We start from the raw sequence: 13656 nt of genomic DNA, 5'->3' as shown, positions 1-13656 counted from the left end.
ATGTAAAAATGGCGGAAATTAAGGTACCTGAATTAGCAGAATCAATCTCAGAAGGAACGATAGCCCAATGGTTAAAGCAGCCCGGTGACTATGTAGAACAGGGTGAGTATTTGCTTGAACTGGAGACGGACAAAGTAAATGTTGAATTGACAGCAGAAGAATCGGGTGTTCTAAAAGAGGTATTGAAAGATTCGGGTGATACCGTCCAAGTAGGAGAAATTATCGGCACCATTACAGAAGGCGCTGGCGAAAGTTCTGCACCTGCCCCTTCAGAAAGTGCTTCAGCCAATGAACAAACGAAAGAGGAAGCAAAAGCTGAACCGGCTGCTCAAGAAGTCAGCCAGGAAGCACAATCAGAAACAAAATCAAAAACGGTTGCGTCTCCGGCTGCACGCAAGCTGGCAAGGGAAAAAGGAATTGACCTTTCACAAATTCCGACGGGGGACCCGCTCGGCCGCGTACGCAAACATGATGTGGAAGCTTATGAAAAGCCGGCTCCAAAACCTGCGGCACAGCCGAAACAGCAGGCTCAAAAAACACAGCAAAGCTTTGACAAACCTGTAGAAGTTCAAAAAATGTCCCGCCGCCGACAAACGATCGCGAAACGATTGGTTGAAGTGCAGCAGACTTCTGCAATGCTGACGACGTTTAATGAAGTGGATATGACGGCCGTTATGAATTTAAGAAAACGCCGTAAAGACCAATTCCTTGAGCAAAATGAAGTAAAACTTGGTTTCATGTCTTTCTTCACAAAAGCTGTCGTGGCAGCATTGAAAAAATATCCGCTCCTTAACGCTGAAATTCAAGGCGATGAGCTGATCGTGAAAAAGTTTTATGATATCGGTATCGCTGTCGCGGCTGAAGAAGGGCTTGTCGTCCCAGTCGTGCGTGACGCTGATCGTCTGACATTCGCCGGCATTGAAAGAGAAATCGGCGAGCTTGCGAAGAAAGCGCGAAACAATAAATTAACATTAGGTGAGCTGCAAGGAGGCTCCTTCACGATCACAAACGGAGGTACATTCGGCTCGCTTATGTCAACACCAATCCTAAACAGCCCTCAAGTCGGAATCTTAGGTATGCATAAAATTCAGCTGCGCCCAGTAGCGATTGATGCCGAGCGCTCTGAAAACCGTCCGATGATGTACATCGCTTTATCATATGATCACAGAATTGTAGATGGCAAAGAAGCGGTCGGATTCCTTGTCACCATTAAAAACCTGCTTGAAGATCCGGAACAGCTGTTGCTGGAAGGATAATTAGTGTCAGATAAAAAGTACACTGCTTTTACAAGCGGTGTACTTTTTTTATTGAGGAAGAGGAGAAATGCAGATGAAAAACTGTTATCCGCTTGAGATTGAATTTGAACATAATGGAGAAGGGCATTCTATCACGCCGGTTCTTCTGCAAGACGAACATGACACGATTTTAATAGACTGCGGATATCCCGGTTTTACAAACCATCTTCAACATGCTGCTGCCCGGCACGGTATGCCGCTTCATTCATTGACAAAAATCATTGTAACGCATCACGACATAGATCATATCGGCTCACTCGCTGCATTGCTCCGATTGTATCCGGATATCAGCGTGACAGCACACGAACATGAAGCGCCGTATATTGACGGCTCCAAAAAATCGTTACGGCTTGAACAGGCTGAATCAACGTTTTGTTCATTGCCAGAGGAAGCAAAACCTCATGCAAAACAGTTCATCCGCTCGCTTCAATCAGCCGAATCGGCTCCGGTTCACCGGACAGTTACTGACGGCGAGCTGCTTCCTTGGTGCGGAGGCATTCGCATTGTGGCCACGCCGGGTCATACACCCGGCCATATCAGCCTTTATCTGCCTGCCGAAAAAATAATGATCACAGGCGATGCGGTCGTTATTGAAGACGGAAAGCTGAACCTTGCTCATCCCGGCTATACGTTACATATGGGAGGTGCGGTCCGTTCCGTGGAGCGGCTGCTCGATTACGATATCAGCCAATTGATTTGTTATCATGGAGGTTTATTTCAGGGGAATGTAAAAAAAGCGCTTTTGCGCCTGTTTCGTGATCTGCAGAAAAAACAAGGATAGAGCGGCAGCCGCCCTATCCTTGTTCAGTTATGAAAGCGGAATCTTTGCCGTTTCATCCTCTTCTGCGCTGTTTTTCCCTTTTTTCTTAGACCAGTAGGTGGCAAGAGCAGATCCTGACAGATTGTGCCATATGCTGAAAATCGCACTCGGTACGGCTGACAGAGGGGAGAAGTGTGCTGTCGCAAGCGCCGCGCCCAGTCCGGAGTTTTGCATCCCGACTTCGATCGCAATCGCTTTTTGCGAAGCATAATCCATTTTGAACAGCTTTGCGGTCAGGAATCCTAACAAATATCCGATTCCGTTATGTAAGATGATGACTGTCACAATCAGCAGCCCTGATTGGAGCAGATGTTCACGATTTACGCTTACAACAGAGGATACAATCGCTACGATGCCGATTACCGACACGAGAGGAAGCGCGTGAACGGCTTGGCCGACTTGTTTTTTGAAGAGCAGCTTCACAATTACACCGAGGATGATCGGTAAAAGCACGGCTTGCATAATGGAAACAAAAAGTGAGCCGAAAGAAACAGGGAGCCATTCTTTTGCAAACAGCATTATAAGTGCCGGCGTTACAATAGGAGCAAGCAATGTTGAGATTGTAGTGACCGCAACTGAAAGCGCCGTATTGCCTTTTGCCAAAAAGGTCATAACATTTGAGGCGGTGCCGCCCGGACAGCATCCGACCAAAATGACGCCCGCTGCAATTTCTGCGGGGAGGCGGAGCCCGGCTGATAAACAGAAAGCCGTAAGCGGCATAATCGTAAACTGAGCAACGACCCCGATGATGACATGCCAAGGTTTCCTGATTAATTCCTTAAAATCGTCTGTTTGAAGAGTAAGCCCCATTCCAAACATAATAATACCTAGAAAAACCGTCATATAAGAACTGATCCAAGAAAACAAATCAGGATAGGCAAATCCTAAACCAGCAAAGACGATCACCCATAAGCCGAAAGTTTGTCCCGCAAACCCGCTTATTTTTTTCATCCATTCCATAAACACAGCTCCTTTTTCATCCAATCAATCAAGTCAGAAAATCTGACTGACTTTTCTGTATTCCATTATAAATAATATTCTGAATAATTCAATATTAAATATAAGTTTTTTATAATTATATTATGTCAACTAATATCTTCTTGACTATTCAGACATATATTCTTACAATTGATTTTTATACTGAAATGAATTGGGAGTGCTGAAGTGAAAGAAGCTAATCAATGGTCATCTAAGCTGGGATTTATTTTAGCTACGGCCGGCTCTGCAATCGGGCTCGGCGCAATATGGAAGTTCCCTTACGTAGCGGGAACCAGCGGAGGCGGCGCTTTTCTGCTCGTTTTTATTTTATTTACGATTTTAATCGGACTGCCGCTTCTGCTTGCTGAATTTATTATCGGCAGAAAAACGCAAAAAAACGCCGTTGAATCTTATAAGGCGCTTGCGCCGGGGAAAAAGTGGCATTGGATCGGATATCTCGGAATCATTACGTGTTTTATTCTATTATCCTTCTACAGCGTAGTGGGGGGATGGATATTAATCTACATTATAAAGGGCTTTACAGGCGGTTTATCGCTCACATCCGGATTTGATACGTTATTTATCGATACCATTTCAAACCCTTATGCAGCGGTTTTCGGCCAGCTGCTGTTTATCGTGCTGACGATTTTAGTTGTTGCAAAGGGGGTAAGCAGCGGCATCGAAAAAGTAAGTCAGGTGCTGATGCCTGCTCTGTTTATTCTCTTTATTCTTTTAATGATCCGCTCCGTTACGCTTCATGATGCAGCGAAGGGGTTAAAATTCTTCTTCATGCCCGATTTCGGCGCGATGGACGCCAATACCATTTTATATGCGATGGGACAGTCATTTTTCTCGTTAAGCGTCGGAGTATCCGTAATGGTTACATACAGTGCGTATTTAGAAAAAGAAGAAAATATTGTTCAATCCGCTGTATCAGTGACGGTATTAAATGTTCTTGTTGCCGTGATGGCGGGCGTGGCGATTTTTCCGGCGGTGTTTTCATTCGGCCTAAAGCCGGATCAGGGCCCGCAGCTTTTGTTTAACGTGCTTCCGACCGTCTTTAACCATATGCCGTTCGGTATCGTGTTTTTACTCGCCTTTTTGCTGCTGTTTTTATTTGCGACGCTGACATCGGCTTTTTCAATGCTTGAGATTTTGGTTGCCGTTTTGTCAAAAGGCGATTCGGCAAAACGAAAGCGGTATGCATGGATTGGGGGACTGGCCATCTTTATTGTCGGCGTGCCTTCTGCGCTGTCATATGGAATTTTGAGTGATGTTTCAATTTTTCACCGCAGTATTTTTGACGCCGCGGACTTTCTGGTCAGCAATGTCTTAATGCCGCTTGGCGCGCTTTTAATTGCTGTTTTCGTCCCGCTGAAAATTCCGAAACAGGCGCTGTTTGATGAACTGAAAAGCGGTTCAGGCATTAAACGGAAATGGTTTGCAGTCTGGCTCCTGTTAATCCGTTATGTGTCTCCTGTAGCCATTATTATTGTTTTTCTGCATGTGCTCGGTATTTTTTAAATCAAAAGAAGCAAGCCCCCGTTCAAAACGGGGGCTTTTTTAATAAAGCGGCCACATTACGCGGTGCGCTTGCTCGAACCGTTTCTCCGCCTCCCGCCAGTCAACAACATTCCACCATTGATCCACGTAAGCCGCACGGTCGTTTTTATATTGTAAATAATAGGCGTGTTCCCACACATCTAAAGGGAGCAAAGGAATGACGTCCCATTGGCTGTAAAGCTGATGCTTCTCAGCTGCCAAAATCTCCAGCCGCCCCGAGCGCGGCGCCCAGACAAGGATAGCCCAGCCGGCTCCTTCGACTTTTTTAGCTGCCTGAGAAAATTGTTCTTTAAAAGCAGAATAGCTCCCGAATGATGAGTCAATCATTTGAAAGAGAGCGCCCGTCGGCCGTCTTTTTCCGTTTGGGTTCATGGAAAACCAGAAAATACTGTGCAAATAATGGCCGGCGCCGTGAAACGCCAATTGCCGCTCCCAATGCGCCACTAAGTCGTACTGTTTCATCTGCCGCGCTTTTTTCAGCTCCAGTTCAGCATGATTCAGACCGTCAACATAGCTCTGATGGTGTTTTGTATGGTGAAGTTTCATGATTTCCCTTGAAATATACGGTTCCAGTGCGGAATAACTGTAAGGCAGCTTAGGCAGTACATGCTTGCCGATCGGCACAAAAGCTCTGGGCTCATCCGGCTCTTCCGATTGGGTAATGTCCCGGTAAAGTCCTGATGCCTGTTCGTACCATTCCGCCTCCGTTAATCCGTCATCCTGAAGAGTGTGAAAAATCCGGTCGATTTGTGCCGCGAAGCGATCGAACCGGCCTTGCTGAATGACTTGTTCCTTCAAGGTTTCACACCAATTCAGCATCTCGGTTTGATAAGCGTGCCGTTTCATTTTTCTTCCTCCTTTTCACTCACTTTCATAAAAGTGCTGAGCGCAAGCAAAGAAAATACATACGGGTAGCTGTGATACTTGATGTAAAATTGTTTCGGAAGGCCGATTCCAGTCGGATAGCTGAAAGGAGCTCCCTCGTAATGCCGGTTTTCAATAAGAAAAGATATGCCTTTTGTGATGGCCTGGTGATGTGGTTTTTCGTATTGCAGCAAGGCTTCCGCAGCCCATGCCGTCTGTATAACCGTTCCGTAAGAAAGGGGGACATAAGTTTTGATTTCTGCGCTTTTACAGGATTCTCCCCAGCTTCCGTCCTCATTTTGAATAGACTTCAGCCAGCGGATCGCTTTTTTTACGGCCGGGTGGTTTTGGCTGACACCGCAAGCTTTCATGCCCGTCAGCGCAGCCCATGTTCCGTAAATATAACAGACACCCCATCTGCCGTACCATGAACCATTCTCTTCTTGATGGCGGAACAGCCATTGGACGGCTTTTTCAATCTGGGGGTGATCAGAAGAAAGCCCCGCTTCCCCTAAACAGTGAAGCACCCGTCCGGTTAAGTCGCTTGTTGAAGGGTCAATGGCCGCTTCCTCAGCCGATTCAAGCGGGAGCAGGCGGATCAGCGGATGATTGACATTTTTCTCAAAAGCAGAGAAGCCCCCGTCACTGTTTTGCATGGACAAAAGCCAGCTCAGTCCGCGTTCCCATGAGCCGGGATAAAGTTTTCGCGGGATGGCTTTGAGCACTGCCGCTGTGTCATCACAATCAGGATTATTCGTATTGATGTTTGAAAAACCCCATCCTCCCGGCTCTGCAAGCGGGTTGTGGACGGCCCAATCCGCCACTTTCGTCTGCTGCCGTTCACGCAGAAAGCGGGCGGCGCTTGTTATCATCTGATCGTTATCTGAAATGCCGCTTTTCATGACCGCATAGTTGAGAAGCGCCGTATCCCAAACGGTCGATGTTGAATTTTCCAGATACGGTATATTGCCGCAAGACGTGAGTAAAGCTTTCGTGCCGGCAAGCGCTTTTCTGATAACGGGGGAGTGGCGTGATACACCGAGAGCGAGCAGGCTGTACACCATAAAAATAGTGGCGCTCGCATAGCTGTACAATGTGCCGTCTTCTTCAATCCGGTCAAGCATATACGTTTTGGCCGTACGGAGACCAAGCTGGTGAAAAGCGGCAGGAATCTGTAAAAGCCGTTTCCAATGCGCAAATAGAGAAGAGAGATCTCTGTCATCTTCCTGATCGGAACGAAGCCATGTAAACGGATTTTTGGTCATATGCGGATCTAAGTGTGCGAGAGAAGGAACGTTGGGATTTTTCAGTGAAAATCTTTTATTAAGCGTCACAGCCATCGGCACAAAATGGATCCGCGCGTATGTACTGAACTGATAAAAATGCAGCGGAAAAGACGGGGGAATCACTAAGAAAGATAATGGCAGGTGCAGTGCGGGCCACGGATAAAGGCCGTTTGCCGCAAGCATCCACTTTGTCATGAAATGTACGTTCCGCAAGCCGCCGTTAGAGATGATAAAACGTTCGGCCTGAATCATATGCGCTTCAGAACGGTTATATAAGCCGGAAGCCAGCAAGCCGACATAGCCCTGTACAGTGGCGGTCACATTTCCCTTCCGTTCATCGGGATAATTGGCAAATGTTCCGTCCGGACGCTGCTTTGCGCGGATGCCTTTTGCAAGCTCAGCGATCAGTTCTTTATCATTGTCTCCGAGAGAAGTGAGAAGGAGGATCAGAAAGGCGTTTGTCAAAATCGGGCCTTCAAAACAAAATGACCATGAGCCGTCAGCATTTTGCTTTTCTCTTAATAGGGAGATGGTTTTCTTTTGGCGGCTTCTGACTTTTTCACGAATTGTGCTCACACTCGCTCAACTCCTTCAGAAGCATATATATTCATATGCAAAAGGCGGCATGACACAAAAAAGAAACTGCTGGCAGGCAGCAGTTTCTCGTTTTATTAATCTTCCAGACTGATCCAGACGCTTTTCACTTCTGTATAATTATCCAGCGCGTAAGAGCCCATTTCCCGTCCGAGGCCGGATTGCTTATAGCCGCCGAAAGGAGAGGCCGCGTCGAATACATTGTAGCAGTTGACCCAGATGGTGCCGGCCTGGAGACGGTCAGCAATGTAATGGGCGTTTTTCACATTCTCAGTCCAAAGTCCGGCTGCAAGGCCGTATTCCGAGCGGTTCGCACGCTCAATGACTTCATCTACCGTATCATACGGAATAGCGGCTAAAACCGGGCCGAAAATTTCTTCTTTTGCGATGGCCATGCTGTCATCCACGTCCGCAAATACTGTCGGGGAGACAAAATACCCTTCTTCAAACGGACAGCTTCCGCCTGTAACGGCTTTGGCGCCTTCTGCTTTTCCTTTTTCAATATAAGAAAGCACGCGTTCATGCTGTTCCTTACTGACGAGCGGACCGATTTGCGTATCTTGGTGAAGACCGGCTCCCTGCCGAAGCGATTTCGCATATGAAACCATTTCGCTTACGACCTCATCATATTTATCTTTGTGAATGAAGACACGGGAGCCGGCACAGCATACCTGCCCCTGATTAAACATGACCCCGTTTAAAGCGCCGGGAATGGCTTTTTTCAAGTTGGCGTCAGGCAAAATGATGTTAGGTGACTTACCGCCAAGCTCCAGCGTTACGCGCTTGATACTTTTCGCGGCCTTCTCCATAATCTTTTTGCCGATTTCTGTAGAACCGGTAAAAGCGAGTTTATCGACATCGTCATGGTTGGTCAGCGCTTCCCCGGCCGTCTCGCCGAACCCGGGAACAATATTGATGACGCCGTCAGGGAAGCCCGCCTGATCAATTAATTCAGCTAAATAGAGGGCGGTCAGCGGTGTCTGCTCCGCCGGTTTCAAAACGATTGTACATCCTGTGGCAAGGGCGGCGCCCATTTTCCACATCGCCATAAGGAGCGGGAAGTTCCAAGGGATGATTTGCCCCACGACGCCGACAGGCTCATGGCGGGTGTAATTAAAATATGAGCCGGCGACAGGAATCGTTTGTCCGGTTATCTTTGTGGACCACCCGGCATAATAACGCATATGCTCAATTGCCAGCGGAATGTCTCCATTCGTCGTTTCATTAATCGGTTTTCCGTTATCAAGTGTTTCAAGCTGCGCGAGTTCAGTCTTGTGCTCTTCCATTAAATCAGCAAGCTTATACATCAGCCTGCTTCTGGAAGCGGCCGGCATTGTGCGCCATTCGCCGTGATCAAAGGCTTTGCGTGCCGCTTTCACTGCACTGTCAATGTCTTCTGCCTGTGCCTCGTAAAGCGTCATCAAAGTTTCTCCGGTTGCCGGATTCGATGTGACAAAGGTTGATCCTGAAGCGCTCGGAACAAATTTTCCGTCAATATAAAGCTTCTTCGTGCCTTGCAAAAATGTTTCCAGCCTTTTTGTGATCTGCATCGTTAAAGAACTCATTCGTAACAAACCTCCCGAAATTTTTTATGGTCTGTTTTGAGCATCTTGATGTCCGCGCAAAGTAAGCGCATACAGTCATTCTATAATACAGACCCAGGTAAAATCAATTGATAACCGTTATTGCAATTCACAAGAAAAAACGGCTACAATAAGCTTATCGATGAAGAAAAGGAGTTTTACAGATGATTCATAATAATTGGCAGACAAAAGAAAGTGTTAAAAAGGTAAAATGCGTACATACAGATGCGAAAAAATACATTGTCAAAAACGTACTGACGCCCGGCAAAGAGTATGAAGTCAAAAATGAAACAGAAGAATTTATTTTTGTCGTGGACAACACAAATAAAGTCGGCGGCTTCTACAAAGAGTATTTTGAAGAAGTCTAAAGCTGAATGAATTAATTTTGCTTCAGCATGTTCGGAAAAAGGCACAGACAAATAAGGAACAATTGAAGATACAGATCGTTGATGTTTTGTTGAAACCGCGGCATTCAGAGGCCGCGGTTTTTTACGGCGATAAGAAAAAAACTGACTTTTCGAAAAAAATATGGTTTTCTTGAAACCTTTTCTTCTGCAAAACCGTATTACTTCATAACAGAGCACCTTTCGCGAAAAGGCTTATCCGATGAACGTTCTGAAAATGTAATCTGTTCGTAATGGTTTAAATGCTGTCTATGTCGTATTCTTATATAGGGATAAAGAACTTATTTTTTTATGTATTTGATAAAATATAGTATAGAAGCAGAAAGTGGGGTTCTTCATTGGGAATTTTTTCTGTCAGCAGATCAACCGACACAAAAAAGCTGGAGGCTTTGCTCGTTGAGGGAGAACGGATTGAAACGATTTATAAACTGCGGGTTGACCAAATATGCTTTACAAATAAACGAGTGATTTTCTTTGATAATAAAATGTTCTCCAAAAAGAAAGTGCGCGTCTTCCTTCCATATAAAACAATTGAAAGCTTCGCCATTCAAGAAGCAGGGATGTTTGATCCTGATACGGGCCTCGTATTAATGACAAGGGGAAAAACATTCGAATTGGAATTTGCAAAAGAAACGGACTTGACCGAGGTTCAAGCCATTTTAACAAAATACTTATGCAGCTAAATATGACATAAAAGCCATCCGAATGCAGGCGGATGGCTTTTTTATTAGATAATGCTTGTTTTTCCGGAGTTCGAATCAATGAGATCCGGATCAGCAATAGAACTGATGGGGATATAAATCGGCGCCAAATCACCGTTTTCTTCACCGAAGCCATAGTTAATCTTATTGGATAAAAAATAATCGATTTGCTGATACGGGCCGATCGTAATGGAAGAGCCGCGGTCGACCGCATTCACTTTAAAGCCCCCTACATTTACCAAAACCGGCGAAAACATCATAATGGGTCTCCTTTCCCGGCGGGGATTTTGCCGCATGCTGACTCGAAGGTAGACGGAGCATCAATTTGATCTCTGTCATCCACTTTCCCATTCGTGCCGAAAAAGCCGCTAGCATCCCCGAAATTCTGTCCGTACCCCTGATTCTTTTTATCGGAATTCTGCCATTCCGCCAGTAAATTCTGTCCGACATTCACCGCTGAAGCATTTTCAAAGGAATTAATTTTCAACATGAAAATATTAATATTGATATATGGAGTTGGTTGAACCACAGGCAAACCTCCTTTAATACAGGTGTATGCCGGCTGTTATGACCGTATGCTTAGACAGGAGGACGATAAAAAAATGGATTTCGACAAGATGAAGCAATGGATGGAAATGGCGCAAAACATGTCTGGCGGTGATTTTTGGAAAAACATTTTTGATGATGAACAATTGAAATCATTTCAAAACGGTCATTCTCATTTTCCCTTTCAGCAGGGAGATGGGCAAATGAGAAGAAATGAGGATGCTTTTCCTCTTATAGATATAGTGGAAACCCATGATGAACTCCAATTTTTGCTGTATCTGCCCGGCTATCGGAAACAAGATGTTCAGCTTTTGTCTTACGGAGAATATATTGTCGTAAAAGGCACGAGAAAATCCTTCTTCAATGAACAGGATTTTAAACAGAAGACCGGAAAATACGGCGATTTCGAAAAAAAACTCGACCTTCCTCATTCCGCTCAGGGAACGAAGGGGATGCAGGCGGTATTCAAAGACGGAATTTTATATATATCAATTGCTAAACATTTGGGGGATGCAAGCCATATTATTATCGAAGGCTGACCTTATTTGCGGTGCCGTCTATCAGATCTGAATCATCAATACTCATGATGGGGATAGCGACAACAGTGCAATCTCCGCTTTGTTCACCATATCCTTCATTTCTTTTATTAGCGGCAGTGCGCCTCAGTATAACGGAAGAACCGGTGTTAAAAGCCGCTCCGCTGCTGATTCCGTTTATTTTTATATGCTCAAAGTTAATAACGGATGGAAAAAACATCATCATTCACCTCCTTTTTGTATACCATGTTTATATATTCGCAATACGGGACGCCTAGAACTTTCCAAGAGTGACGGGGAAAGAAGTGATTTTCTTTGAAAAAAATAATGAAAGAGCTTTTCAAAAAAGTATGTGAAGAAGAATTAGACAGGCTTCAGAAAGTGGAACAGCAGCTTGATGAGCTGCAGAATAAATGTCATTCTGAACCGCAAACGGTTGAAGGGGAAAAAACGTATGTCCATATCGAGAGCGTCAAAGTGGACAAAGTGGAATACAACATTGACTTTGAAAAGCTGAGTATAACAGAGATGAGCGGTGTGCTGAATATCGGCGCCACATACCATACGCCGGAGCACCAGCTTAAAAAAGCCGGCGCTGAAGAATTTAGGGACAACCAGGATAATGATTCTGTGAAAGAAAAAAGACAGACAAAACAGCAGACACCGAGTGTCAACATCAGGGGGAGAACACATTGAGACCCATTGTTTCAGCCGCCTTTTTCGAGGGTATGTAATAACTGAGAGCAGCAGGAATACAGACGAAAAAGGAGATGCTGAATATGTCATTATCAAAAGAACAGCGGGACAGCCTTTATCATAAATTAATCGATTTAAAGGACGGTCTTCAAGGAGAATCAAAAGAAAAACATTCAATGAGGGAAGACACGGGAGAACTGTCAAACGGAGTAGATAATCACTTAGCTGATCACGGAAGCATTTATTTGGACAGGGTTACGAACCAAACTTTGGATGAAGTCGATCAGAATCTTTTAGATGAGGTGAATGCCGCGCTTGAGCGGATGGATAAAGGAACATACGGAATATGCGAAAAAACGGGAAAAGAAATCCCTTATGAAAGGCTTGAAGCCGTTCCGTACGCCAGAATGACCGTTGATGCGCAACGGGAAGCAGAGGGGGATGTGAAAACAGACGCCCCTTCATATGAAAGGGAATTTCATGAGCAGGTGAAAGACCTCTCAAATAAAGAAACCGTTGATCAAAAAAACTCACAAACTTACGAAATTCTGGATCGCGAGCAGGATTCACAATAATATCAGCAGGTACATTCACATGTACCTGTTTTTTTATTCCATAAAAAAATCTCAGAATCGAAATAAAAACGTTGACTTTATATAAAAAAGAAAGTAACATACTATTTGTAAGTGAATATTAAAAGATTACCGGGAGGAATTTAGAATGTCTCAAGTATTATTTGTAAAATCAAGTGACCGTACGGCTGAAGAAGGCGTATCAGTAAAATTATATGAAGCGTTTCTCGCTGCTTATAAAGAAAACAATCCGAATGATGAAGTAATTGAACTTGATCTTCATAAAGAAAACCTTCCTTACCTCGGAAGAGATATGATTAACGGAACATTCAAAGCTTCAAAAGGAATTGAAATGACAGACGAAGAGAAAAAACAAGCGTCAACAGCTGACATTTACTTAAACCAATTTGTCAAAGCTGACAAAGTCGTGTTTGCATTCCCGCTTTGGAACTTCACAGTGCCTGCTGTGCTTCATACTTATGTTGATTACCTGTCTCGCGCAGGGGTTACTTTCACATACACGCCTGAAGGCCCTAAAGGTCTGATGGGAGATAAAAAAGTAGCGCTCTTAAACGCACGCGGCGGCGTATATTCTGAAGGACCGATGGCATCTCTTGAAATGTCATTAAACTTCATGAAAACTGTTCTCGGCTTCTGGGGAGTTCAAGATCTTCACACTGTTGTCGTTGAAGGCCATAATGCTGCGCCTGATAATGCTCAAGCGATCGTTGAAAAAGGATTGCAAGAAGCGAAAGATCTGGCTGCAAAATTCTAATCTAATTGCCGAAAACTCTCACACCCCTTTAGGGTGTGAGAGTTTTTTCTATTATATATAGAAGAAACTGGTGACAGCTTTCGCAGCAATCTTATATTGATATATTGATATTTTGTCGAAAAAACAACTTTTATGGAGAAAAAAGCATTTTTTGCACAGAAAAAAGGTTTTCTGTAAAAGAATTAACCCCCTTGCCAAAATACGACTGATGGTGTAGGATATAAGAGAAGCTACATTGTTCGTATTGTTAATTAAGTTTTAACCTTTAAGCTGTAATAGGGAGTTTTATATCGAAGCTGGAATGTCATGCCTCCATTGCAGAGGACGACAGGAACGCTTCTGCAAACACCCACTTTGAGGAGTGGTGGTTTAAAACTTTCTTACTTGCGTACGGCATACGTAGCGAAAGCCATTTCCCTTGCGGAGATGGCTTTTTATTTTGA

The 13656-nt window shown here is 44.6% G+C and carries 16 protein-coding genes and 1 other RNA gene; 10 read left to right on the top strand and 7 right to left on the bottom strand.

The window, feature by feature from the left end; genetic code table 11:
- The first annotated feature begins 8 nt into the window (after window positions 1-8).
- Window positions 9-1256 (top strand): 2-oxoglutarate dehydrogenase complex dihydrolipoyllysine-residue succinyltransferase, encoded by a 1248-nt coding sequence (odhB, locus tag Y79_RS0104445; RefSeq protein WP_016936607.1) that lies wholly within the window; start codon window positions 9-11, stop codon window positions 1254-1256.
- A gap of 73 nt (window positions 1257-1329) precedes the next feature.
- On the top strand, window positions 1330-2076 hold the full coding sequence (locus Y79_RS0104440) for an MBL fold metallo-hydrolase (protein WP_016936606.1): 747 nt from the start codon (window positions 1330-1332) through the stop codon (window positions 2074-2076).
- 27 nt (window positions 2077-2103) lie between these two features.
- On the opposite strand, the gene Y79_RS0104435 is transcribed toward Y79_RS0104440, so the two are convergent.
- Window positions 2104-3075, bottom strand: a complete 972-nt coding sequence (locus Y79_RS0104435; protein ID WP_016936605.1) for a bile acid:sodium symporter family transporter — start codon at window positions 3073-3075, stop codon at window positions 2104-2106.
- A 204-nt stretch (window positions 3076-3279) separates the two neighbouring features.
- Between Y79_RS0104435 and Y79_RS0104430 the strand changes: the two genes are divergently transcribed.
- Window positions 3280-4617: a sodium-dependent transporter gene (locus tag Y79_RS0104430; protein ID WP_016936604.1), complete on the top strand. Its 1338-nt coding sequence runs from the start codon at window positions 3280-3282 to the stop codon at window positions 4615-4617.
- Between the two features lie 39 nt (window positions 4618-4656).
- Here the strand turns inward: Y79_RS0104430 and Y79_RS0104425 are convergent, their stop codons facing one another.
- From Y79_RS0104425 to Y79_RS0104415, 3 genes are all read right to left on the bottom strand, one after another.
- The gene (locus tag Y79_RS0104425; protein ID WP_016936603.1) at window positions 4657-5502 is read right to left on the bottom strand and encodes a superoxide dismutase; all 846 of its coding nucleotides are present in this window, start codon (window positions 5500-5502) and stop codon (window positions 4657-4659) included.
- Window positions 5499-7382 (bottom strand): terpene cyclase/mutase family protein, encoded by a 1884-nt coding sequence (locus Y79_RS0104420; RefSeq protein WP_016936602.1) that lies wholly within the window; start codon window positions 7380-7382, stop codon window positions 5499-5501. Before Y79_RS0104420 ends, Y79_RS0104425 begins: the two co-directional genes overlap by 4 nt.
- Before the next feature lie 95 nt (window positions 7383-7477).
- Window positions 7478-8965, bottom strand: a complete 1488-nt coding sequence (locus Y79_RS0104415) for an aldehyde dehydrogenase family protein (protein ID WP_016936601.1) — start codon at window positions 8963-8965, stop codon at window positions 7478-7480.
- Window positions 8966-9147: 182 nt separating this feature from the next.
- Between Y79_RS0104415 and Y79_RS0104410 the strand changes: the two genes are divergently transcribed.
- Both Y79_RS0104410 and Y79_RS0104400 read left to right on the top strand, forming a co-directional pair.
- Window positions 9148-9351, top strand: coding sequence for a DUF6501 family protein (locus Y79_RS0104410; RefSeq protein ID WP_007407979.1), 204 nt, complete (start codon window positions 9148-9150; stop codon window positions 9349-9351).
- Between the two features lie 374 nt (window positions 9352-9725).
- Entirely contained in the window at window positions 9726-10070 is a 345-nt protein-coding gene (locus Y79_RS0104400) for a PH domain-containing protein (RefSeq protein WP_003153783.1), read from the top strand.
- Window positions 10071-10114: 44 nt separating this feature from the next.
- Here Y79_RS0104400 and Y79_RS0104395 read toward each other — a convergent pair whose 3' ends face one another.
- Window positions 10115-10348 (bottom strand): hypothetical protein, encoded by a 234-nt coding sequence (locus Y79_RS0104395; RefSeq protein ID WP_003153785.1) that lies wholly within the window; start codon window positions 10346-10348, stop codon window positions 10115-10117.
- Window positions 10345-10617 carry a hypothetical protein gene (locus tag Y79_RS0104390; RefSeq protein ID WP_016936599.1) on the bottom strand — a complete coding sequence of 91 codons (273 nt, stop codon included), beginning with the start codon at window positions 10615-10617 and terminating at the stop codon, window positions 10345-10347. The genes Y79_RS0104395 and Y79_RS0104390 overlap by 4 nt, the downstream gene beginning before the upstream one ends.
- A 73-nt stretch (window positions 10618-10690) precedes the next feature.
- Between Y79_RS0104390 and Y79_RS0104385 the strand changes: the two genes are divergently transcribed.
- Window positions 10691-11173, top strand: a complete 483-nt coding sequence (locus Y79_RS0104385) for an Hsp20/alpha crystallin family protein (protein ID WP_016936598.1) — start codon at window positions 10691-10693, stop codon at window positions 11171-11173.
- Here Y79_RS0104385 and Y79_RS0104380 read toward each other — a convergent pair.
- Window positions 11160-11393, bottom strand: a complete 234-nt coding sequence (locus Y79_RS0104380; RefSeq protein ID WP_016936597.1) for a hypothetical protein — start codon at window positions 11391-11393, stop codon at window positions 11160-11162. The genes Y79_RS0104385 and Y79_RS0104380 overlap by 14 nt on opposite strands.
- 92 nt (window positions 11394-11485) lie before the next feature.
- Between Y79_RS0104380 and Y79_RS0104375 the strand changes: the two genes are divergently transcribed.
- From Y79_RS0104375 to ssrS, 4 genes are all read left to right on the top strand, one after another.
- Window positions 11486-11866 carry a hypothetical protein gene (locus Y79_RS0104375; RefSeq protein ID WP_016936596.1) on the top strand — a complete coding sequence of 127 codons (381 nt, stop codon included), beginning with the start codon at window positions 11486-11488 and terminating at the stop codon, window positions 11864-11866.
- Between the two features lie 83 nt (window positions 11867-11949).
- Window positions 11950-12441: a TraR/DksA family transcriptional regulator gene (locus tag Y79_RS0104370; protein ID WP_016936595.1), complete on the top strand. Its 492-nt coding sequence runs from the start codon at window positions 11950-11952 to the stop codon at window positions 12439-12441.
- Between the two features lie 145 nt (window positions 12442-12586).
- On the top strand, window positions 12587-13213 hold the full coding sequence (locus Y79_RS0104365; RefSeq protein ID WP_016936594.1) for an FMN-dependent NADH-azoreductase: 627 nt from the start codon (window positions 12587-12589) through the stop codon (window positions 13211-13213).
- A 224-nt stretch (window positions 13214-13437) separates the two neighbouring features.
- Window positions 13438-13623, top strand: a non-coding RNA gene (gene ssrS, locus Y79_RS1000000120620) — 6S RNA.
- Window positions 13624-13656 lie beyond the last annotated feature (33 nt).

The sequence above is a fragment of the Bacillus siamensis KCTC 13613 genome (assembly GCF_000262045.1).
Taxonomy (GTDB): domain Bacteria; phylum Bacillota; class Bacilli; order Bacillales; family Bacillaceae; genus Bacillus; species Bacillus siamensis.
The sequence above is the reverse complement of the archived record's forward strand: the minus strand, read 5'-3'. Positions and strand labels throughout refer to the sequence as shown.